Annotated in this window: 19 protein-coding genes; 12 read left to right on the forward strand and 7 right to left on the reverse strand. The window is 37.2% G+C overall.

From position 1 onward, the window contains the following. Positions 1 to 39: 39 nt before the first annotated feature. Both HMJ38_RS17155 and HMJ38_RS17160 read left to right on the forward strand, forming a co-directional pair. Positions 40 to 1,191 carry a lycopene cyclase family protein gene (locus HMJ38_RS17155; RefSeq protein ID WP_194975655.1) on the forward strand — a complete coding sequence of 384 codons (1,152 nt, stop codon included), beginning with the start codon at positions 40 to 42 and terminating at the stop codon, positions 1,189 to 1,191. Beyond that, entirely contained in the window at positions 1,178 to 2,050 is an 873-nt protein-coding gene (locus HMJ38_RS17160; RefSeq protein WP_194975656.1) for a Brp/Blh family beta-carotene 15,15'-dioxygenase, read from the forward strand. Before HMJ38_RS17155 ends, HMJ38_RS17160 begins: the two co-directional genes overlap by 14 nt. Here the strand turns inward: HMJ38_RS17160 and HMJ38_RS17165 are convergent. From HMJ38_RS17165 to HMJ38_RS17175, 3 genes are read right to left on the reverse strand one after another with little or no spacing between them, the layout of a single operon-like run. Continuing rightward, on the reverse strand, positions 2,047 to 2,412 hold the full coding sequence (locus HMJ38_RS17165; protein WP_194975657.1) for a CoA-binding protein: 366 nt from the start codon (positions 2,410 to 2,412) through the stop codon (positions 2,047 to 2,049). The genes HMJ38_RS17160 and HMJ38_RS17165 overlap by 4 nt on opposite strands. Next, complete coding sequence (locus tag HMJ38_RS17170; protein WP_194975658.1) at positions 2,409 to 3,362, reverse strand: GNAT family N-acetyltransferase; 954 nt, start codon at positions 3,360 to 3,362, stop codon at positions 2,409 to 2,411. Before HMJ38_RS17170 ends, HMJ38_RS17165 begins: the two co-directional genes overlap by 4 nt. Positions 3,363 to 3,374: 12 nt before the next feature. Next, positions 3,375 to 4,190, reverse strand: a complete 816-nt coding sequence (locus tag HMJ38_RS17175; protein WP_194975659.1) for a 1-acyl-sn-glycerol-3-phosphate acyltransferase — start codon at positions 4,188 to 4,190, stop codon at positions 3,375 to 3,377. A gap of 246 nt (positions 4,191 to 4,436) precedes the next feature. On the opposite strand from HMJ38_RS17175, the gene HMJ38_RS17180 reads away from it, so the two are divergent. After that, positions 4,437 to 5,270: an SDR family NAD(P)-dependent oxidoreductase gene (locus HMJ38_RS17180; protein ID WP_194975660.1), complete on the forward strand. Its 834-nt coding sequence runs from the start codon at positions 4,437 to 4,439 to the stop codon at positions 5,268 to 5,270. Here the strand turns inward: HMJ38_RS17180 and surE are convergent, their stop codons facing one another. The 4 genes from surE to dnaG all read right to left on the reverse strand — a co-directional run bounded on the left by surE (position 5,271) and on the right by dnaG (position 10,049). After that, entirely contained in the window at positions 5,271 to 6,053 is a 783-nt protein-coding gene (surE, locus tag HMJ38_RS17185) for a 5'/3'-nucleotidase SurE (RefSeq protein ID WP_194975661.1), read from the reverse strand. Positions 6,054 to 6,058: 5 nt separating this feature from the next. After that, positions 6,059 to 6,694: a hypothetical protein gene (locus HMJ38_RS17190; RefSeq protein ID WP_194975662.1), complete on the reverse strand. Its 636-nt coding sequence runs from the start codon at positions 6,692 to 6,694 to the stop codon at positions 6,059 to 6,061. 107 nt (positions 6,695 to 6,801) lie between these two features. Next, positions 6,802 to 8,025, reverse strand: coding sequence for a bifunctional 3,4-dihydroxy-2-butanone-4-phosphate synthase/GTP cyclohydrolase II (locus HMJ38_RS17195; protein WP_194975663.1), 1,224 nt, complete (start codon positions 8,023 to 8,025; stop codon positions 6,802 to 6,804). A gap of 86 nt (positions 8,026 to 8,111) precedes the next feature. After that, positions 8,112 to 10,049, reverse strand: a complete 1,938-nt coding sequence (dnaG, locus tag HMJ38_RS17200; protein WP_194975664.1) for a DNA primase — start codon at positions 10,047 to 10,049, stop codon at positions 8,112 to 8,114. Positions 10,050 to 10,232: 183 nt separating this feature from the next. Between dnaG and HMJ38_RS17205 the strand changes: the two genes are divergently transcribed. The 9 genes from HMJ38_RS17205 to HMJ38_RS17245 form a co-directional block, all read left to right on the forward strand. After that, entirely contained in the window at positions 10,233 to 11,324 is a 1,092-nt protein-coding gene (locus HMJ38_RS17205; protein ID WP_194975665.1) for an Mrp/NBP35 family ATP-binding protein, read from the forward strand. Positions 11,325 to 11,328: 4 nt separating this feature from the next. Beyond that, on the forward strand, positions 11,329 to 11,577 hold the full coding sequence (locus HMJ38_RS17210; protein ID WP_194975666.1) for a NifU family protein: 249 nt from the start codon (positions 11,329 to 11,331) through the stop codon (positions 11,575 to 11,577). Positions 11,578 to 11,587: 10 nt separating this feature from the next. Next, complete coding sequence (locus HMJ38_RS17215) at positions 11,588 to 14,635, forward strand: zinc-dependent metalloprotease (protein WP_194975667.1); 3,048 nt, start codon at positions 11,588 to 11,590, stop codon at positions 14,633 to 14,635. Positions 14,636 to 14,976: 341 nt separating this feature from the next. Next, positions 14,977 to 15,753 carry a PASTA domain-containing protein gene (locus HMJ38_RS17220; protein ID WP_194975668.1) on the forward strand — a complete coding sequence of 259 codons (777 nt, stop codon included), beginning with the start codon at positions 14,977 to 14,979 and terminating at the stop codon, positions 15,751 to 15,753. 20 nt (positions 15,754 to 15,773) lie between these two features. After that, positions 15,774 to 17,591, forward strand: a complete 1,818-nt coding sequence (locus HMJ38_RS17225; RefSeq protein ID WP_228780110.1) for a T9SS type A sorting domain-containing protein — start codon at positions 15,774 to 15,776, stop codon at positions 17,589 to 17,591. A 5-nt stretch (positions 17,592 to 17,596) separates the two neighbouring features. Then, a complete protein-coding gene (locus HMJ38_RS17230; protein WP_194975670.1) occupies positions 17,597 to 17,908 on the forward strand; it encodes a rhodanese-like domain-containing protein in 312 nt (103 codons plus the stop codon). Positions 17,909 to 18,018: 110 nt separating this feature from the next. Further along, positions 18,019 to 19,506, forward strand: coding sequence for a M28 family peptidase (locus tag HMJ38_RS17235; protein ID WP_194975671.1), 1,488 nt, complete (start codon positions 18,019 to 18,021; stop codon positions 19,504 to 19,506). A gap of 493 nt (positions 19,507 to 19,999) precedes the next feature. Next, positions 20,000 to 20,983, forward strand: a complete 984-nt coding sequence (locus tag HMJ38_RS17240) for a PorP/SprF family type IX secretion system membrane protein (RefSeq protein WP_194975672.1) — start codon at positions 20,000 to 20,002, stop codon at positions 20,981 to 20,983. Positions 20,984 to 21,660: 677 nt separating this feature from the next. Beyond that, the coding region (locus HMJ38_RS17245) for a PKD domain-containing protein (protein ID WP_194975673.1) at positions 21,661 to 23,572 on the forward strand (1,912 nt) is incomplete at its 3' end.

Here is a 23,572-nt window from a genome sequence, read left to right on the forward strand (position 1 = left end):
ATAACTGGGCAGCCTTTTCTATTTAATCCTCACGAGCCCATGATAACTTATGATTTTATAGTGACGGGACTTGGATGTGCCGGAATGAGCTTGATGTATTATTTACTTGATAGTCCATTAAAGGATAAAAAAATCCTTTTGATTGATTATTCTTCAAAATCCAAAAATGACAGAACTTGGTGTTATTGGGCTGAAAAACCTCTTCCGATACATCCTAAAAACAGTCCTTTGGTTTATTGGGAAAATATTAATATCGTGAAAGCTGAGGAGAAAATCCAAAGTAAACTTGGAGATTACAAGTACTTTCACATCAAATCTTCTGATTTCTACAATGAAGTCAGTGAAAAAATCAAAAAATTTCCGAATGTTACTTTTATTAAAGATCACATTGCTTCATTAGATCAAATAGGTAATGATAAGGTAATCGTAAAAACAGAGAACAATGGTTCTTTTTACGGTTCCAAAGTCTTTAACAGTATACCACTTGATCAACCTACCACTAAAAAGTCCATCCTAAATCAAACATTTGTAGGATGGAAAATAAAATGTAAAGGTGCCTGTTTTGAGAAAAGCTCGGCTACGCTCATGCATTTCCCAGAAATAAACAGAAACGAATCTGAGTTTTTTTACATCCTTCCATACAATGAGTCTGAAGCACTTGTTGAGTATACCCTGTATACCAAAAATAAAGTTAGCACCGAATTATTGGAAAAAAAGTTGGAAGTCTATCTTAAAAACAACTTAGGAATAGATGAATTCGAAATTCTTTTTGAAGAATCAGGGACTATACCCATGACGACTCAAAAATTTGAAGCAAAAAAAGAATCCAATATCATTTCGATTGGTACTTTGGCCGGTTGCACAAAACCTTCTACAGGTTATACTTTTTACGATATCCAAAAACATAGCCAACAGATATTAAATCAATTATTGGAAGAAAATATTCAACCAAAATACAAATGGATCAGAAAAAAAAGATTTTCGTTTTATGACAATATCTTACTAAATATTGCAGTAAAGTGGCCCTCTGAATTACCTCGAATTTTTAAAGAAATGTTCGAAAAAAACCAAGGGCAGCAGGTCTTAAGATTTTTAAATGAAGAAAGCAGTTTCTGGGAGGAATTGAAATTATTGGGAAGCTTAAAATATGGGATATTTATCAAGTCACTCCTTCATTATGAAAAACATTGAAACGATAGGAAAAGTCCTCGGACTTTTAATTGGCTGTGTTTTTCTTGCATTTTTTGAGGGGAGTGAAGCCTATCAGTGGATTTGGTTTGTGGTTATCATGATTACCATCGGAATCCCTCATGGAGCCATAGATCATTTATTGGCTAATCCTCAAATTGAAAAAAAAGAACTTTATTACTTTATCGGCAAGTATCTGTTGATTATTGCAACTTATGTTTTGGTATGGTTTTTCCTTCCTAAGATTGCACTTCTTTTATTTATTTTGATGTCAGCCTACCATTTTGGTCAGAGTCATTTTATCAAAAATAAAATCTATCTATATAAAAGCATCACCTATTTTGGATTAGGAGCTTTTTATTTGTGCGTAATTTTTTGGGGTGATTTTGAAACAACTGCCTCAATCTTGGGAAGTACAATCAATCTTGAAAATTGGAAAAATATAGGTTGGTTTGTTATACCCGGATTATTTTTCCTGAATACTTTAATGCTATTATATTTTCAAAAGAAAAAGAAATTGATGATTTGGGCCGAAATGATTATTCTAGGCTTAATATTATATTCAGTTCCGTTGCTTTTAGGCTTTATTATATATTTTGGTTTTTGGCACGCTTTACCCAGTATGCTAATTGAATATAAAGTTTTGAAAAATCATTTTACTGGAAATAAAATAGCTTCGTTTGTTTCAAGCTTGCTTCCTTTCAGTTTGATTAGTCTTGTTGGAATTGGAATTATTTTGTTTGTTTTCTCCAATCAAATGAAGGAAGAAGATCTAACTATGATGTTTTTTATTTTGGTAGCCTTGATATCGGCCCCTCATATTTGGTTCATGAACATATTTTTGGAGGCAAAAAAATCTTAATACTGTCCTGTACTCAATAACACCAAATTACATGCAGCACATACTTGGATGCCTTTTTCTTTGGCCATTTTCATAAATTCATGATTTTCTGTTCCTGGATTAAAGATTATCCTTTGTGGGTTTAAAGAAATGATGTAATCGTACCATTCTACCTGATTATCAGGTCCAAGATATAGTGTAACCGTATGAACATCATGGATGTTTGGCTTGATCCTGAGGTCTAAAATTTCTTCTCCAAAGAGCTTTCCTTTTTTGATACCAACTGGCACAAAGGGAATTGCTCGTTCTGAAAACATTCTTGCAGCCACATAAGAATACCTACTAGGGTTATTTGATGCTCCGATTATAACAGTTTTTTTCATCGGTTTCCAAACACCCTATCTCGCTCAAAGGTTTCCATATGCCTATGTTTTTTGCTATCATAGATATCTTTGATGGTAATCATGATACCTGTTTCCTCTACAGCCCCAAATTCATCATTTAAAGCTGTACCAAAAGTTTTCATTGTTGGGGACAGGTTCATATAGGTATTGATCAATGGAGGGATATTTTCACCACAAGACCTGATCCGGCTATTTAGAAGCTTATATCCTTCTTTGTAATCCAATCCATCAAAAATCTCAAGAAGGTAGGTTACATCTGTCTCATACGTCAAAGTAAGATGTTCTAAAGGTTTCACCAACCCATCCTTATCAGGAAAATAATAGTGCATAAAAAACAACAATAAGTCCCTCGCTTCTCTATTGTAGTGAGGATACATGGTTACTTTGCCGAATAGATACTTGACATCTGGGTTTAACATAACGATTGCCCCTAATCCATCCCAAAGGTTGTCCAGTGAAAAAAGACCTTTCCTGTTATTGATACTTGGCTGGTATTTAGGTTGTACAAATGACCTGCCGAGTTCTATTGTATATGGAATATAATTGTCTACGAAATTTTTGGAAAACTCAAACAGATGTGCTGTTGAGAGGTTAATATTTCCAACAGAATCAATACCTGCTTCTTTACAATGAATCAATCTATACCCTGCTACTATTTCATCTTCTTCCGGGTTCCAGGTAATCAATTGCTTGTAACAGTTATCTGATGTGTCATTTTCATCAATGTCCAAAGAAAGTCCCGTACCCCCTCCTGCAGTCCTAAATGTCAATTCTCTTAACCTTCCGATTTCCTGAATGGTATTGGGCGCATTATGATAATCGACCAAATAGATATGATTGTCACCATTATTGGCATACCTAAGAAATCTCTCGGGATTGAGTTCTTTCTTTAAGAGTTCTTTGTCAACAGCGGGTATTATTGTTTGCATAAAATTAATTTTTTAGGCCATTTGGTAAACTATCGATTTCACCTCTTCCGCCCATAATTTCTCATTTTTGGATTGATCAAAATACTTGTAAGAAATAGGTTTTCCTACATGAATTACTACTTTTTTACCCCTTTGGGCAAACATTTCGTCTGCCAGATAAAACATCTCTATATTGGCCTTTATACCAATCATTTTTCGAAATTTGGCCAAATTATAAAAAAAACTCGAGTTTCTGCCTTCGATATAAACAGGAACTACATCCCGTTTATATTTCTTGGATTTACTGATAAAACTCTTTTTCCATTCCAAGTCCATAATCCCTACAGATTGTTTCCTGGAAACCAATCCAGCCGGAAAAACCAAGAGCGCATTATCACTTGCATAAGTCTCTTCGATGAGTTGGGTAACCTGACGACTGTTTGACCCATGTTTATTGACCGGAATAAACATGGGTTCAAAATTCTTTATGTTGGTTAGAATATCATTGACCAAAACCCGAATATCAGACCTATACTTTCCCAATGCATGCATGAACGCTACCCCGTCCATCCCTCCAAGAGGGTGATTGGATGCAAAAATCACTGAGCCCTCTAAAGGAATATTTTCTTCACCTTCCAGTGTTACCTCGACACCAAATTCACCAATCAGGGCATCGACAAAATCCAGCCCCTGAAGGTGACCGATTTTTGCCATGACCGCATTGACATCACTTTCATGAACTATCCTTTTGATATAGGTCAATGCAAAACCCGGAAGCCACCTATGCAGATTGGCGTTTTTATCTTTTAGGATTTTTTCAATGTCAATAAATTTGGCTTTCTCTTTCACTTATAAGTCCTGTAATTGATGACAAGCAATTGTTTGGTTTCTATTAACACCCTGACCAGTAAAGTTGTCTTGGAATTTGCTATTAGATAAAGTTTCCTGATTCCTAATGTTTTATTATTTGCAGGTGTTAAAAATACAAATTTTTACGTATCCATAGTGCGATTTATCAAATTGCAGAATTTTATTTTCAGATGGTTTTGGAAACTTTATCTATACAATTGGGTTTCAATAAGAAACAATTTAGATATGATTCTAGCGATAACCGGTCCTACTTCAGGAATAGGGAGTGAAACTTTAAAAGCCTTGGTTTCTGATTATGAAAAGACATTGATTTTAGCACGAAATCCCAAAAAAGCCAAAATTTTAATAGCGTCTCTCCCAAGTAATTTACAACCAAGAGCAATTTTCATCCCTGTTGACTTATCTGATATGGAATCCGTTTCCAAAGCAGCTGTATTAGTGAAACAGGAAGTTGCTCAAATTGATGTGCTTATTAACAATGCCGGCGGGATATTCCAGAATAAGGAAGTAACTGTAGATGGTTTCGAACTAACTTATTCGGCCAATCATTTAGGCCATTTTTTGCTTACCAATCTGCTGATGCCACTTTTGTTGAATTCAAGTTTACCAAGAGTAATCAATGTCAGTTCCGAAGCCCACCGTGTTGCAAGACCTGATTTCACTGATCTTCAATATGAAAAAAAGGAATACAGTTCATTCAATGCCTATGCAAATGTCAAACTGTTCAACATCCTTTTCACAAAATCACTTGTTGACCGGTTCGGAGATCAGGGGCTCAGCTCTTATGCCCTTCACCCCGGTGTGGTTAAATCTAATTTTGGTATGGATACTTCGGGCATATTCAAGATTTTTTGGAAACTCGCAAAGCCTTTTATGATTTCTCCAAGGGAAGGTGCAAAAACAAGTATCTTTCTAGCTAAATCAAAAATAGATAAATCCCATAACGGATATTATTTCAAAAAACGCAAACCCAACAAGCCTTCATCAGAAGCCATGTCCAAAAAATTGAGGGACAGACTTTGGGAGGCAAGTGAAAAGTCAGTGGAAAAATGGATGTGATCAAAATTGATTCCAGTCCCATTCTTCATTGATCTGACTGATGGCGTGATGTGCAGTGAGATCATATTGGCAAGGTACTATTGAAATGTAATTATTGGCAATAGCCCACTCATCATTATCCTCTCCTTTGTCAAAATTGACAAAATTTCCTGCCATCCAAAAGTACTTTCTGCCATTGGGATCAAATCTTTCAGAAAATTCTTCCTGCCATTTTGCATGGGCTTGACGGCACACTTTCACACCCCTTATCGACTCATTTCTTTTTGGAGGAAAATTTACATTTAATGCCACACCTTTTGACATCCCCTTTTCCAATACTTGCTTGGCTATTTTATAAACATATTCTTCAGTATGGCTGAAATCAGCTTTAGAACTATAATCACACAAACTGAATCCGATAGAAGGTAAGCCTTCCAAAGCGCCTTCTATCGCTGCGGACATCGTTCCTGAGTAAAGAACTGAAATTGAAGTATTGCTACCATGATTGATACCACTGACAACAAGATCAGGTTTTCTATCTTTAAGCACATAGTGCTTAGCAAGTTTAACACAATCTGCCGGAGTCCCACTTGACTTATAGGCCATAACATCAGGGAAAATCTCCTCTTCATAAAGTCTAAGTGTTTCACCAATGGTTATGGCGTGTCCCATACCTGACTGAGGACTATCGGGTGCTACGACCACTACATCCCCCAATTGTTTCATAATATTGACCAATACCCTGATGCCTTTGGAGGTGATTCCATCATCATTGGAAACCAAAATCAATGGTTTTTTTGACATAAAAATTATTTTATCTGATTATAATATGCTGTAATACGGAGTAAATCTCCTCTTTTGTCATGCGAAAGTCTATTTTTTCTCATATAAAGCTCAACTTCATCTGACCTGTCTCCAAGAATATCCAACAATTCTTTTTTCTTCTGTGCGTAGCGTTGGATTTTACCATCCTTAAGAAAATAATAGTTAAATGCCAATTTATATGCACCTGCCATGGGCGGTCCCCACAATGGATTCATGGCCATAGGTCCATACATCCCCATTGCTCTGTTGTCAGTGGTGATAAATTCTCTGCACATCAATACTATATCTGTACCTTCTGTCAGAATTTCAAAGAAAACAGGGGTTTCATAATCCCCTGCCAATGGGTATGGAAGAGAGAAAAAGTTTCTAATGCCACCGTATTGTTCATCATAAATTTCGAATTGCAAAACATTGGATGCGCCAAAGGTTTCAACTCCATTTTGCTGCAACTGCACAATGTTATTGTCAATGTCATACTTTACCAATCCCTGATAAACTTGACCGCTGACCGTCACAATCTGCCCCTTATGCCATACCTGAGAAGGAAACTGACCATTCTGGGCAATAGCAGTTATACTGACAAAAAATATGAAAATGGCAACTAAGCATATGTTTTTCATATTGATTATATTAGGTTCAATTGAATAACGAATCTAGAATGCAATTGGTTAATACATTTCAGCTTTTGTAATAGAAAGTGCTGTAATTCAACGGTGAAATCATTAACTCATTTAAGGTTTTTTAGAATTGTATGACCCATCTTATCTCTTTTTGTTGATAAATATTTTTCATTATGAGGATTTGGTACAATTTCAATAGGAATCTGTTCCACTATTTCCAGTCCATATCCCAATAGCCCTACTCTTTTTGTGGGGTTATTGGAAATCAATCTTATTTTACTGACATCCAAATCCCTGAGAATCTGTGCTCCTACACCATAATCCCTTTTATCCATTGGCAATCCCAAAGCCAAATTTGCCTGGACCGTATCCATCCCCTGTTCTTGAAGCTTATATGCCTTCAGTTTATTGAGTAGACCAATCCCCCTACCCTCTTGATTCATATAAAGCACAACTCCTTTACCTTCCTTTTCAACCATTTGCATGGCTGTATGAAGCTGAGGGCCGCAATCACACCTGCAACTCCCGAAAATATCACCTGTGATACAGGAAGAGTGGACCCTTACCATAATTGATTCATCTTTTTCCCAAGATCCTTTGATTAATGCCAAATGGATGTCCTCGGTATTTGTCTGCCGAAATGCTATCAGGTCAAAATCTCCCCAAGTTGTTGGAAGGTTAACACCAATTTCTCTTTTGATAAGGCTCTCATTTTTTAATCTATAAGCAATGAGATCCTTGATTGAGACCAATTTTAGGTCAAACCGTTTGGCCACTTCCACTAAATCCGGCAATCTGGCCATAGAACCATCTTCATTCATAATCTCTACCAGGACTCCTGCAGGTGAGAGACCTGCCAATCTCGCAAAATCTATGGCTGCTTCTGTATGTCCTGTACGTCGCAAAACTCCACCTCTTTTTGCTTTTAGGGGGAAAATATGACCTGGCTTTCCCAATTCATCCGGATGGATGGAATCATCTACCAATGCTTTGATGGTTTTAGCCCTATCAATTGCTGAAATGCCCGTGGTGCATCCATGACCAATAAGGTCAACTGAAACTGTAAATGGGGTTTCGAAAGCAGCGGTATTATTACCTACCATCAATTGAAGACCTAGCTTTTCACATCTGTCTTCAATCAAAGGTGCACAGATCAATCCCCTACCATGGGTTGCCATAAAATTGACAATTTCAGGAGTCACTTTTTCTGCAGCACAAATAAAATCACCTTCATTTTCTCTATCCTCATCATCCACAACGATAATAACCTCACCATTTTTAATGGCCTCAATCGCTTCTTCTATGGTATGGAGTACAATATCTTTTGACATATTTTTTTTCTGAATACTTATAATTCTGGGTTCAAAATTACAATCCTTTGGTTTACAAAACAGGTTTTGACCAATTTATGTTTGGTTTAATAACTCACAACTATTCCAAGTTGCCTGTCAATTTCAGTTTGGAATTTTTTTAGCTCCATGTAAATTTCCAATCTTTCAGAAATGATTGATTCTTCCAATTTCTGATTTTCAGCCTCTTTAATTTTTTGGCGTGCCTCTTCCAACAATTTTTTGATCACTTTTTTCTTCAAATGCAGTACGTTGTCATATACCGTTTTGGCCAAGTCGTCTGCTTCATGGTGGGTAAATATCTGATGTCTGCTCTCCCATAATGTGGAGAGTTCATATTTACGGGTAATCATGCCGATAATCTCCTTTTTGACTTCCTGATCCTCAGAAGAAAGAAAAAAATCCGGTTGCGGAATAATACGGTTTCCAAGTGCTGTCTGATATAAATCAAGGATTTTCCTGAAAACGGGTGTTTCAAAACTCAACTCGGATGTTTCCTGCAGTAGGTATTCACACACAGACGTTTGTTCGGAAACCATCTCAAACCCATAGTTTACCAAGAGTCGCATCATTTCTCTTTCTTGAATATAAATCAAGGAAGCATGCGACAATGCTGTTTCAATAGTTGAAAAAGTATCTTCTAATTTAGTTTCAACTGTATTTTCTCTTTGATCTTTATAGTATTTATCCTTGTCACCTTTGATGAAGATTTTGTTCAGTTCTGTTTGGATAATCTCCTCTTCAATATCCAACAAAGATGCTGATTGGCGAACATAAACCGTACGGATGATGGGATCAGGGATTTTAGCCAAGCTACTAACCACCTGTCTAATCAGATCAGCCTGTTTGATGGGGTCTTTAGCAGCTTCCTCAGCGTAAAGTCCGATTTTGAAGGCAATAAAATCCTGTGCTTTTTGGGTCAGGTAATCTGCAAAAGCCTGTGAACCAACTTTTCTGGCATAACTGTCAGGATCCTCTCCTTGAGGAAAAACTACTGCTTTAACATTAAGTCCCCCCTCCAATATCATATCAATCCCACGCAGAGAGGCTTTGATACCAGCTGAATCTCCATCGTATAGAACGGTAACATTATCGGTAAACCTCTTGATCAATTTGATCTGATTTTCTGTAAGAGATGTACCGGAAGAAGCCACCACATTTTCTATTCCAGCCAAATGCATGGAAATGACATCAGTATATCCTTCTACCAAATAACAATTATCCTTTTCCCTGATAGATTTTTTAGCTTGAAATACACCATAAAGCGTATCACTTTTGTGGTAAACCTCTGTTTCAGGGGTATTGATGTATTTGGGCTGTTTTTTGTCCTGGGTCAAAATCCTTGCCCCAAAACCTATCGGCTTACCGCCTAAATTATGGATAGTAAAAGTCACCCTACCCCTAAACCTGTCATATCGCCTTTCAGGATCTCCTTCTTTTTGAAGAATAAGCCCTGCCTTTAACATTAAGTCTTCGGAATGGCCTGCCTCTTTTCCGGCCTTTAAAAAATGATCCCAACCATCAAGCGCATAGCCTAAATCAAATTTGTCAATAATACTTTGATTGAACCCTCTTTCCTTGAAATAACTTAGCCCAATCGAACGTCCTTCTTCTGTTTTGAGATTATTTTGAAAGAATTCTTTGGCAAAATTCAGTACAATGTAAAGGCTTTCACGCTCATTATATGCCTGTATAGCTTCGGGTGTTTCTTGCTTTTCTTCTTCAATTTCAATTCCATATTTCTTAGCCAGATGTCTAATAGCTTCATTAAAGCCAATACCCTCAATGTCCATGACAAATTGGATGGGATCCCCAGCCTTTCCACATCCGAAGCACTTGTATATCTGTTTTGGAGGAGAAACTGAGAACGAAGGTGTACTTTCATTATGAAAGGGGCAACAGGCCCAAAGGTTCTGTCCTTTCTTTTTCAAAGGCACATAATCATTGACCACATCTTCTATATCTGCTCTTTCTTTTACTTTCTCGGTGGTAGTTCTGCTGATCACTGTTTTTGGAATTAGAAACTCAAAGATAAAAAGTATTACTGCAAAACATATCCAAAGTCAAACCTGAAACTATTCGGATAATATGAAGGTTAAAATAAAGTCGATAAATTGACGAAAACAATCAAAGTTTTTCCATTTAGAATAATTATAAACTAATTTGCAGAGAAATTGACAACATAATAAATGACACTAAACCACGAAAATATATTGAAATCCCTTTCCAGAGTTGAGGATCCTGATTTGAAAAAGGATTTAGTGACTTTGGGAATGATTCAAAATCTTGAAATCGAAAATAATAAAGTCAGTTTTAAGGTAATATTGACCACTCCCGCATGTCCACTCAAAGAGGTGATTAAGAATAATTGTCTAGAAGCACTGAAAGAGGATTTTGGAAAAAATATTGATTTGGATATTATCATGACCTCCAATGTGACCACTAGTAGGTCAAATACCCCGCTTCTTCCAAACGTGAAAAATATCATTGCAATTGCATCAGGAAAAGGGGGTGTAGGTAAGTCTACCACTGCTTCCAATTTAGCAGTAGCATTGGCCAATGCGGGAGCGAAAGTAGGATTGATAGATGCAGATATTTCAGGGCCATCTATTCCTATCATGTTCAACGTAGAAGGAGAACAGCCCAGTGTCAAACAAGTAGATGGGAAAAATATCATTATGCCTATTGTACAGTACGGGGTTAAATTGATGTCAATTGGATTTCTGACTCCTGCAGATGCAGCTGTTGTTTGGAGAGGACCAATGGCAAGTTCAGCACTCAAACAATTTATTGGAGATGTAGAATGGGGTGAATTGGATTATCTGCTCATTGACCTTCCCCCAGGTACTTCGGACATCCACCTTACTATGGTGCAAACTGTCCCGGTAACAGGTGTAGTGATTGTTACTACTCCACAAAAAGTGGCATTAGGTGATGCAACGAAGGGTTTGACTATGTTTAGGCAACCCCAGATAAATGTTCCCGTTTTAGGTGTTGTCGAAAATATGGCCTATTTTACACCAGAAGAATTGCCCGATAACAAATATTATTTATTCGGAAAAGAAGGCGGAAAAAAATTGGCAGCGAAATTTGAGGTGCCTTTATTGGGTGAAATACCCATTGTACAAAGTATTCGTGAAAGTGGAGATACAGGTTATCCTGCTGTTTTTAAATCCGGAATAACAGAAATTGCGTATTCATCATTGGCGGAAGCAGTGGCCAGGCAAGTCGCCATCAGAAATGCTGAAAAAAATAAAACAGAAATAGTACAAATTAATTGAAAAAATGGGCGCTACATTGATAGATAGAGTTGAATTGGCTTTGGATGGTATTAGACCATATTTGGAAGCTGATGGCGGAAATGTGAAGATCGTTGAAATCACCGAAGATTTGGTTTTAAAATTGGAATTGACCGGAACATGTAGCTCCTGCCCAATGTCCACTATGACCCTCAAGGCCGGGGTAGAAGAAGCTGTAAAACGAGCTGTTCCTGAAATCATAAAGGTTGAGGCTATTAACGTAGTCATCGCTTAATATAAATTGAATGAAAATTAAATCTTTTGGTACAGGAATCAGGTTTACACTACTCCTGATTTTTATTTTTAATTGCGCAGATACTTTTTCCCAGAATTTTTTCGGAAAACCATTACAGCATCAACATGATGAAAAGTGTGGTGCTGTTTACATGGAAAAACTTCAAGAAGAAAAATTGGGTATTCATGGATCCAAAGAATATTTTGAATCATGGATGAAAGAAAATATCGAGGATAGAAAAAACAGACCTCAAGCAATCCAACGCCAACAAAATGATGTCCGGGTTATTCCTGTTGTCGTACACGTAATTCACAATGGAACAAATATAGGTCAGGGTGCCAATATCCCTTTGTCTCAAATTGAAGCTCAAATCAGGATTTTGAATGAGGATTTCAGGAGACTTAATCCAGACGCCAATCAGACCGCCGCGGAATTCCTTCCTGTGGCAGCAGATTCTAATATTGAATTTGTTTTGGCCAAACAGGATGTTCGTGGTTTCCCGACAGATGGTATCAACAGAATCTTAGGACCTAAAACTACTTATGGAACAAGTGACCTTTTATCTATAGGTCAGATAGCACTTTGGCCGCCAGAAGAATATTTGAATATCTGGGTATTACCGTTTACGTCCCCGATTATTGGGGTAGCCTCTCCCCCCATTACAAATCTGCCGGGCTGGAATGTAAACCCCTGGCCTCGGGAAATCGACGGGATTTGGGTTGATTACAGGTATTTTGGTGAGGGAGGTAGTGCCGTTTCTGGTTCTACCGGGAGAACCGCTACACATGAAATAGGGCATTTTTTTGGTTTAAGGCATATTTGGGGAGATGGAGGTTGTGAAGTGGATGATTTTGTAGAAGATACACCATTACAAGCGGGGTCAAATAGCGTATGTAGAATAAATAACCCAAGATTTACATGTGAATCGAGAGATATGAATGAAAATTACATGGATTATACTGTTGATGCATGTATGAACATTTTTACATTAGGACAGGTGGAGAGAATGAACGTTGTCTTGGAAGAAAGCCCCCGCAGGGCCTCATTGGTCAATAATAGGGCGACAATTGTTCCCATATTTCAACCGAATGATCTTGCATTTGAAAGGGCTATCGACCCGCAGAATTTCATCTGTAGTCTTACCTTTTCGCCCCAGTTTGAGTTGCTTAACGCAGGCAATAATCGGATCACTTCGGCAAGGATTGAAATTAAAAATAACGAATCTGTACTTCAAAGTAGAACTTTCAATTTCGATATAGGTTCTGGAGAGACCACCATGGTAACTTTTGACCCTATCACACTTAATCCCAACGGCAACAATTTCGAGGCTACAATCATATTGGTAAATGGTACTACAGATCCAAATCCAAGTAACAATACTTTTACTTCTACCCCTGTCATTCAGCCTTCTTTAACTTTACCTTATTCTCTGGACTTTGACACGTTCACACAGACTTGGGAAATTCAAAATCCAGATGAAGAATTCACATGGGAGGAAACAGAAGTTTTAATTGATGGGATTCCGGAAAAAACCATATTTATCAGAAACTATGAATATGAGGGATTAGGCGAACAGGATTTCTTAGTTTCACCCCAATTTGATCTAAGCCAGGTCTCCAATGCACAGCTAACTTTTAATATGGCCCATGGTCCTTACGATGCCCAAGGATTTGGGGATTTTCTGGTGATTGCCGTTTCAACTGATTGTGGTAACACCTTTGAAATTTCTGAAGCTAGCTACGACAAAAATGTTGATTTTCTGCAAACCACTGCTTCAACGTTAGATGAATTCATACCTTCTTCATCAAACCAATTCAGAAGAGAAATAGTCAATTTGAGCAAATATGCAGGATTATCAAATGTCAGATTAGCATTTATTGCCATCAATGGATATGGTAATAATATCTACCTTAAAGACATCGAAATACTGACACAGGAAGAATATAGATATGATGCGATAATGACTGAACTTGTCACACCAGGCCCTATCGCCAATAATAAGCATGAAAATGAGAACATTTCGCTGACAAATACCGGGAATTTACCAATCACTGGTTTTGCCTTTAATCGGATTATCAATGGAATCTCACAGAGTTTCTTAGCAAGAGGCACGGCACTCCAACCTGGAGAAACCACAAATATTTCATTACCAAAATCCACCAATCCAGGACTAAACCGACTCGAGTTCAACCTTTTGTATCCAAGTTTTGACCAAAATGAAAGAGCACCGATCAGTCTGAGAAGGTTTGTAGTAATTGATTCCGAAATTATATTGGCACCTTGGAGACAGAATTTCAATAACATGACTTCTCTGAGTCCTTGGATTTCACTGAATCCTGAAAACAATCTTAATTCTTGGGTTCTTTCTGCAACACAGACGGGAGATACGGGTTCCAGTGTAGCTAAAATTGAACCCATTGTGATCAATAACAGCTTCTGGCTTGGTTCTCCAATTTTCGACTTGACAGGTAGCAGTCAGGCTAGCGTTTTCTTTGATCGAGCCGCCGGAACGATGAGTGAAAATGCAGTATTCAAAGTAATGGCCAGCAGTGATGGCGGAAGTTCCTATCAAGAAGTATACCGAGCAACAGGAACTGAAATCACTACCGTCCAATCACCTGTAGCAAATCCCAATAACAACGATGAATTTGTCAGAGATTATATCAATTTGACAGCATATGCTGGGGCCAATAAAAGTATGATTCGTTTGGCTTTTGTCTTTGAAAATGACGATTTAGGCAATGGACCGGTTTTCCTTGATAACTTAGAACTTTTCCTATCAGCCAACGATCAGCCAGTAGATCCGGGATTAGGCAACACGACTATCTTCCCTAATCCGACTGATGACCTTTTCAATATCGTATTCAATTTCGACGAATTTGAGACTGTCAATATTCAAATATTTTCTCCGACGGGTGCCTTGGTCCAAAATGTGGATTACCCTAATACCTTGAACCAAACATATACCTTTACTTCAAGACAGTTTTCCAAAGGATTGTTCATCATCAAAATAACAAGTAGAAGTATCACTGAGACAAGAAAACTATTCATAAGATAATACTCAGTAAATTTGAAAAAATCAGAATCAGCTTTTCAGATGATTAAAAAAAATTGAAAGGCGATTGCTTATGGACTGAAATTTGAGGTCAGGTGATTTTCTCCACATTGACAAATACCTCAAAATTAACACAATGGACGTCTAAATCAGATTTAAAAATGGTAAAATAAAGATCAAAAAAGTATGTTTATTTTTTTTATAAAAATCATATTGGCAAATTGAGCTAAATACCCCTGATAAACATTATTTGGGCAAAATAGAATCCTATTGCAGATATTTGTTGCTCTCAAAACAAATATAATTTTACCTTTATACGTTACTTTACATAATACAATTAATACATGGGTCATTTTAAGGAATCATTGAAAAAAATCACCGTCCATATTGCATTGGTTCTTGGCATTTTAATACTGATTACCGTTCTATTTTTAAAAGTTTATCTTCCTTCATATACCAATCATGGACAAACGGTCACGGTTCCCGACATTGAAGGTTTTGAATTTCATGAACTTGAGTCCTATTTACAGGCCAGAGATCTTACTTTTGAGGTTACATTAGACAGTGGATTCAATGCAGAATTAAAACCATTGAGTGTATTAAAACAAAACCCCAAACCTACAAGTAAGGTGAAGAGTGGAAGAAAAATATACGTCACGCTCAATTCCAAGAATGCTCCTTTACTCAAAATGCCTAACTTGGTGAACAGCCAATTGAAAAATGCCCAAGAGATCTTGGGAAATATTGGATTGATTAGGGGTGAAATCATCTATGTTCCGGATATTGGGATCAATGTGGTTTTAGAACAGAAATATCGTGGAAGAAATATTCCAGAAGGTTTTGAAATACCAAAAGGTTCTCAGATAGACTTAGTCGTGGGTGATGGTTTGGGTAATCAGATCTTGGATGTGCCTAATCTTATTGGGATGGATGATATTGATGCAGAATTTTTAATCATCGGTTCAGGACTCCGAATGGGTAGGATTAATTATGTTGAGACTGATAGTGTGCCTTCAGGGATTATAATCAGACAAATGCCCCCTTCAGGTGCAACTGTGAAAACAGGTGAACCCATTGACTTATGGATTTCTGAATCCAATGACAATAGAAATAATTTTTAATGGGCAGGTTCAAATCCATATTGAACAAATTCTTACTAGTGCTTTTAATGCCACCAATGTTGGTCTATGGGCAATTTCAACAGTTACCAACACCAATTTGGGAAAATACCATGATCAAAAGTGGGGCCTCCCATAGGATTATGGAGGGGCCTTTAAAGCTTCCTTTTTGGGATGATTTTTCCAGTTCAGGTGTAGACAGTACAAAATGGATTAGCGAAGGGGCTACCCAATCATTTACAGTTGGTAATTCGGCACCGACTTTGGGAGTGGTTCTCTTAGATGGTGTGGATCAAAGTGGTAGGCCTTATTCCAATGTTCAGTTCGAGCAGGGATTTACGGACCGGATTACTTCCCAACCCATAGATTTATCAGCTCTTCCCCCCACTGAATCAAACACAGTATATTTAAGCTTTTTTTGGCAGGCCGGTGGTAAAGGAGAACTTCCTGACCCAAATGATGAAATCAGCCTACAGTTTCTTAATCCCGAGGGCTTTTGGCTACCGGTGTGGGAAAAGTCAGGAGGTTTGACTGCAGAGCAGTTTTTTTTTACTCAGGAAATCATTCAAGTCGACCCTGAGTTTCATCATGATGCATTTCAGTTTCGGTTTCAAATAAGGGGTAGAAGTTCAGGGCCTTTTGACAGTTGGTTATTGGATTATGTTTTTCTAAACAAAAACAGAACACCGACTGACATTAATTTTCAGGATCGTGCACTGACAGAATTGAATGCGAGACCTTTTGAAAAATATACCGCCGTCCCCCTTTTTGTATTGCAAAAAAATCCTAATGGATTTTGGAACAGGACTGCTAATGAGTTCAAAAATTTGGACAATACATTCAGAGCTATGGAATATTCCATCGAAATCAGGGAATCTTCCGACCAAAACCTGATCAAATCCATCAATAGTAATACGCCATTTAATCCAGTTCCTACGGCACAGGAGCGGCGTTCGTTCAATAGTAATCCATTTTCGGAAATACCGGTACCCGAAAACGAAACAGATTATGAATTGGTCACTTACTTGGTAACAGGTGACGATGCCCTCACCGTACTGGAAAACGGACAAAGTGTAAGCTATCCAGATATTGATTTTAGGATTAATGATACAGTCAGGACGATTATTTCCATTAGAGACTACTTTGCTTACGATGATGGAAGTGTAGATTATTCCGCAGGCATCAACCAAAGATCCGGAATGCTGGCGACTAAATATGAGGTGGATGATCCTTTTTACCTTAAAGGAATCAGTATAAATTTCACAAACTTTACACAAATTGGAAGGGTAATAGATCTCACCGTTTGGACGGACCTTGATGAGGAGCCGGTGTATGTAAAAGAAGTATTTATACCCGATAAAAATGAACTGAACGAATTTGCTTATTTTGAAATTGACCAAAACTTATTGCTGGATAGTACCTTTTATATCGGCTTTTCACAGTTTACAAATGATTTTGTCTATGTAGGGCTGGACAAGACTTTTGACAATGGACAGGAGATATTTTTTAACGTAGCGGGTGCTTGGGTTCAAAACCAAACCGTAGAAGGATCTTTGATGATGCGACCACATCTCTCGGTATTAGCTCCCGTAGAATTAGATGCTGATGGCGTTATACGTGGTAAAGTCTATCCTAACCCAGTTACAGAAAGACTTTATGTTGAAGGCGATTTTGAGAATTTTGAAATATTTGACCCAATGGGAAGATTATTAAGTCTTCCCATGGAAGAATACGAAAAGGGAAAAATCATTAATTTTGTGGGACAGCAAAAAGGTATTTACCTTTTAAAGACCTGGAACGGTCAAAAGCAACAGAAATCAATTAGAATTTTAGTCAAATAAACAACATGGAAGACATTACAGTATCGGAACTTCAGGATAAACTGAAAAAAAATGAAGAATTTGTTTTTATTGATGTCAGGGAGGAATGGGAATATGAAGAGGACAACCTTGGAGCCCTCAACATTCCTTTAGGCCAATTGCCTCATCAACTCAAAGATTTCATGGAATTTAGGAACAAAGAAATTGTTGTTCAATGCAGATCAGGAGCAAGAAGCGGAAATGCGAAGAAATTTATGGAAACTCAGGGTTTTTCCAAAGTTAGAAATCTCCTTGGTGGGATTCTAGCTTACAGGGCCATGGAAGAAGAGGAAGATTGAGATAAACTATTAAAAAATTTAGGCAGCATTTGAATAACCTAAATGCTGCATTTTTTTTACAATGACAAAGAGTTTGTTTTGTAATGTATATGATTATATTTTCAAAAGCTATGAAGAATAAAAAATCAATATTTTGCCTATTGGCAACAATAATTTCACTTTCTGTTTCAGCTCAAAATGCTAAGAAAACAATTGAATCAAATTTCAATGAAAGGGAGTCCATTTCCCATTTTAGGTATTTGGCTTCCGATGAAATGATGGGAAGAGATCCTATCCGTCCCGAGATAGAATTAGCTTCAAGATATATTGCTGAGCAATTTTGGAAATATGGGGCAAAAGAAATTCCCGGTGCAAATGGGTATTACCAAGAAATTCCATTTAGAATCTCCGGTCCTCCCACAGTGGGAAGAGTTTCGTTGGGCAGCAACACATTCAGTCAGGGTGACAACCTGCTGGTTTTGGATGGTCCTTCTTTTTCGGGCAATTTTGAATTAATAGTCGTTGGTTACGGATTAGAAGAGGATTATTCCGGAAAGGATGTCGAGGGTAAAGTAGTAATTACCAACGTTGGAGCACCAAATAAATTAAGCCCTGCAGACCTATTCAGTTCGGGAAGAGAAAAGATTAAGTTAGCCCAATCAAAAGGCGCGATCGGATTGATCGAAATGTACAATGTGCCAACTGTTCCATGGAACCTAGTCGCAAATTTCCTTAACAGGACTCAATTGACAGTTGACAATACCAATGGTGAAGAAAGTCTTCCTTATTTTTGGTTAAGAGACCTAAATAATGAATACATAAATGCCATTGGTAATGGTGAAATCAAAAACACCGAAATACTTGTTGAGGGAAAAATTAACCGCAGCATCGTAGGAAAAAACGTGGTAGCAGTAATTGAAGGAACAGACCCCAAACTTAAAAATGAATATGTGATGCTATCTGCACACTATGATCATGTAGGGGTTGGTACACCAAATGCTGAAGGAGACTCCATATATAATGGCGCCAGAGACAATGCTGTAGGAACTGTTGCTGTTATCAATGCAGCGAGGCATTTTTCCAAAAACCCTCCTAAACGCTCCATCTTACTCTGTGCTTGGACAGCAGAGGAAAAAGGGTTGATTGGTTCTGCTTATTTTGCTGACAACCCTTTAATACCACTTAAGCAAATAATTTACAACCTGAATATTGATAATGCAGGATATAATGACACCTCATTAGTAACTGTGATTGGATTGGGAAGAACTTCTGCCGACCCACTTTTAGAAAAAGCTGCAGCTGAATTTGGATTGAAAGCTATTGCAGACCCTGCACCTGAGCAAAATCTTTATGACAGGTCTGACAATGTGAGTTTTGCAAAAAAAGGAATTCCTGCTCCTACATATAGTACGGGCTTTACTGCATTTGATGATGAAATCACCAAATACTATCACCAAGCCTCAGATCAAGTAGATAATTTTGATTTGGATTATGCATTACTCTATTGGAAATCCTATATCCTTGCGGCTGAAAATATCGCCAATTGGAATGAAAGACCTGTTTGGAAAAGCGGTGACAAATATGAGGCCATTGGCAAAGAACTTTATGGAATCAAATAGACTGAGCCAACCGCCAAGTTGAAACCATTCTTTTTCTCATTTAGTCCATATAAATCTTAATTAATTATTAAAGTTATTTTCTTTTTTGAATTAACTTAAAAAATAAAACCATTCATGAATTGATTCCAATTCTAATAAGGTAGAAATATTTTCAAAATTTTTTAAAAGTGCTATCATTTTATGGTTAGCACTTTTTTTTGTCATAATCTTCAAAGAAACCCTCTCTATATCCTCATAAAGGCTTTTTTTTGTTTTTTTATTGAATAAATACTAGTAAGTATATTTGAATTAATATGCAAAATTTTACTTTTTAAATTAAAAAAAACGTATTTCAAAAAATTATTTTAGACTTTTATTTGGATATGAAATACATTTTGCTCTATATTTACAGCATAATAATGTATTTGTCTACTCATAACAGCAATACATTTTTAAAAACTCTAAACAATATCGAATCTGCAAACCAGATTCATCACCCTAAAACAAAAATGTTATGAAAACGACTTTAAGAATTTTCGGACTTTCTTTTGCTTTTACTTTATTAACAGCATCAATTTCTTTTGGCCAACAATTGCCACAATTCAGCCAGTACATCTTTAACGGCCTACACATCAATCCAGCATATGCAGGATACAAAAATGAAGGCTATGTACAAAGTACCTACAGAAGTCAATGGGTAGGTTTTGAAGGTGCCCCTAAAACTTTCACCGTAACTGCAGACCTTAGTGCTAATGAAGGCTTGATGGGATTTGGAGCATCTGTAATGTCAGATAAAATTGGTCCTACCAGCACAACGACTGGTTTACTTACCTATGCATACAGAATCCAAACAGGTAGAGAATCATTCTTTTCATTGGGTGCCAGCGCAGGAGTTTCTCAATATATGATTGATGGGGACATGTTGAATCCTTTACACCAGAATGACCCCAATCTTCCTTCAGGTGTACAAAATATGATGACACCAAACATGAACTTGGGACTTTTCTATCATACCAATAAATTCTATGCAGGTATAAGTGCCTACAACCTTATCGGTAAATCTGCTCTGGAAAGAGAAGATGTCGCCTTAGCTTACCATGATGTTCATTTTTATCTGACAGCAGGTGTGTTGATACCTGTTACTGAAAATGTTCAGTTCAAGCCATCCTTCTTGGTAAAAGAAGTAAAAGGAGCTCCTACAAACTATGATTTGAATGGAATGGTATTGTTTATGGATAGACTTTGGTTAGGTGCTTCTTACCGGTCAAATGTTAAAATCTGGAATGAGAACCTAGAAGCTAGCAGTCCTACTTTGAGCAATAGAAATGCAGTTGCATTCATTACTGAATTCTTTGCAACGCCAAATCTTAGAATAGGATATGCTTATGATCAAAACCTGAATGTTCTTCAGGATATGAGAACAAACTCACACGAAATATCTCTTGGCTACTACCTTTCTTCAAGAAAAGTGAATATGAAAAACCCAAGGTATTTCTAAAAGACACAAAGCGAGAAAAAGAAACAACTCTTCAATTATCGATTGGATAAAAGAAATTATCCAATCCCCCATCAAAGTCCGGGGAATCCCGGACCACATGAGAAACGCTCACTAAAGCGGTTATCATACAAAGAGATTTTTTAAGTTTAGAGTCTATAAATTCAAAAGGCTGCCTGGGGTGATTCACCTTACTAGGCAGCTTTTTTTTATGTCTATTGATAAATCATACTTAGAATCCCATTAGAAAAATACTAAACAATAATCATAATAAATTGAAATAAAACAGATTAACGGGGGAATCTTAATGAATACCTACATAATTAGTATTAACAAAATCAATATAAAAAAGCACCTAACTATCAGAATTCTGCTTTGTACATCAAAAGTTTTTTTAATTGAAATAAAAATAAAAATTTTGAGAAACCCTAGTAAGTGTTTATCACCCATTTTAGGTAGGTTATTATCTATCTATTGATTTTCTCAAATTCCTGATCACCCAAGATACTGGATTTTGTAAAATAAATGTTTGTAAAATATTTTATTGTACATCCTGAATTATCAGTTGTGCAATAACAATGTTTTAAGACTTTTCTGTATTCCCAAGTAGGAATCTGAATTTTTGAAAATCAATACTTAGGCTATAATCGCCATACTCTTCAATTATTAATAAAAAGGCAATGAAAAAAACAATTACCTACTTCGCCAATCTGGCTTTACTTTTGGTATGGAATTTTTTGGCAATACCAAATGAGGTTTACGCGCAAAATCAGCCAAATTTATTGGATTTAAGGACATGTGACAACTCATGCTCCTCCAATAACTTCACAATAAAAGAAGTGTATTTGAGTGATGCGAATGGAGTTCCATTATCAAGCTCCTTTGCGACCTGTACTCCAGGAGTTCAACAGACATCTTTTATATCCTTTGTATACAGTTCAAATGCGGGATCGAATACCAGCAATACCAGACTTTTTGCGGATTTGAGCATAGGGAATAACACTGAATATATAAATATCTGGATCGGGAATCTCCCCTCAGCCAAAAATGCAGACAGGGTAGTCACACTCAACCACTCTTTTACCTGGACATGTGGGGCTGAAGTAAGTCTGGACTCTCCAACATTGGCATGGACTACTTCCGGATCGGCCAATTTATTTTCCAGTTATCAGTGTAATAGTTATCCCAGTGCACAATGCCAATTTGGGGCAGATATAGTAGTAAACGCACCATTGGCTGTTCAATTTGATTTTACCGCATGTACAGTTGATGGAAACACTACTGTTAATTTCACTTCAACCACCAATGGCGGTAGCCAACCATACCAATACAATTGGAATTTTGGCAATAATGCCAATCCTACCACTTCCAATTTACCAAATCCAACAGTCACATACTCTTCGGCAGGTTCTGCTACGTTGACTGTTACAGATTCAAAAGGTGTTACCAATACCTTTACAAAAAATATTACAATACCAACTGAATTATCCGTCAGTTCCACAACCACACAACCTACCCCAGGAAATAATGATGGATCCATCTTAATAAGCACCACAGGCGGAACAGGGAATATTTCGGTTTCTTGGAATGATGGCAGCACAGACCTGGAAAGAACTGGATTGGCAGCAGGAACATATATCGCCACTGTTACAGATGAATTCAATTGTCAAAAGACAATTACCATAAACCTGACTAGTCCAGAACCAAACATTAGCCTGATTAAATCGGGGGTCTATGAAGATACCAATGGCGATGGTTCACAAAATGTAGGAGACAAAATTAATTATACTTTTTTAGTTACAAATACAGGTAATTTCCCATTGAGCAACGTAACGGTCACTGACCCCTTGATCAATTTAACAGGTTCCTCTTTTTCACTTCCTGTCGGAGAATCAAATAATATTGCTTTTTCCGGTTCTTATACTTTAACCCAACAAGATATTGAGAATGGGTTTTTTACAAATTCCGCAACTGTCACGGCAGATGCTGGAAGTATTCAAGTCACTGACAACGACAGCCATACTGAAAACTTTGCTCAATTACCAAGTCTGAAAGTTGAAAAGAACCAAATCGACGGACCCAATCCCGTCACAGTTTCTGGTCAGCAATTAACTTATGAAATTACAGTAGAGAATACAGGAAATATCAATATTTCGAATGTTGTGGCTACTGATTTTTTACCAGGAAGTTCTTCAGGAGTTGTTCTAAATGTTATCAATGGAGATAACCAAAACCCAGGCATTTTAGATGTCGGAGAAATCTGGGTTTATTCTATTGTTTATACAGTTGAACAAAACATTTTTGATACAGGGGACAATTTGGTCAATGTTGTAAATGTAAGTTCAACACAAGTCCCTGGTCCTATTGTAGCTTCCGCAGTTACCCCGACTATTCTTTCACCTTCTCTTGAAATCAGCAAGGCAATAACTGAAACAACCTTTGCAGCTCCGGGGGATGAACTCAATTATACCATTACAGTATCCAATACAGGAAATACTACTTTGGAGAACATCTCGGTTGTCGATCCTTTGACAGGTCTGAACAACACCATCACCGTACTTGCTCCGGGTGCTTCACAGGACATCAACACGA

Source organism: Aquiflexum lacus (genome assembly GCF_015476655.1).
Taxonomy (GTDB): Bacteria; Bacteroidota; Bacteroidia; order Cytophagales; family Cyclobacteriaceae; genus Aquiflexum; species Aquiflexum lacus.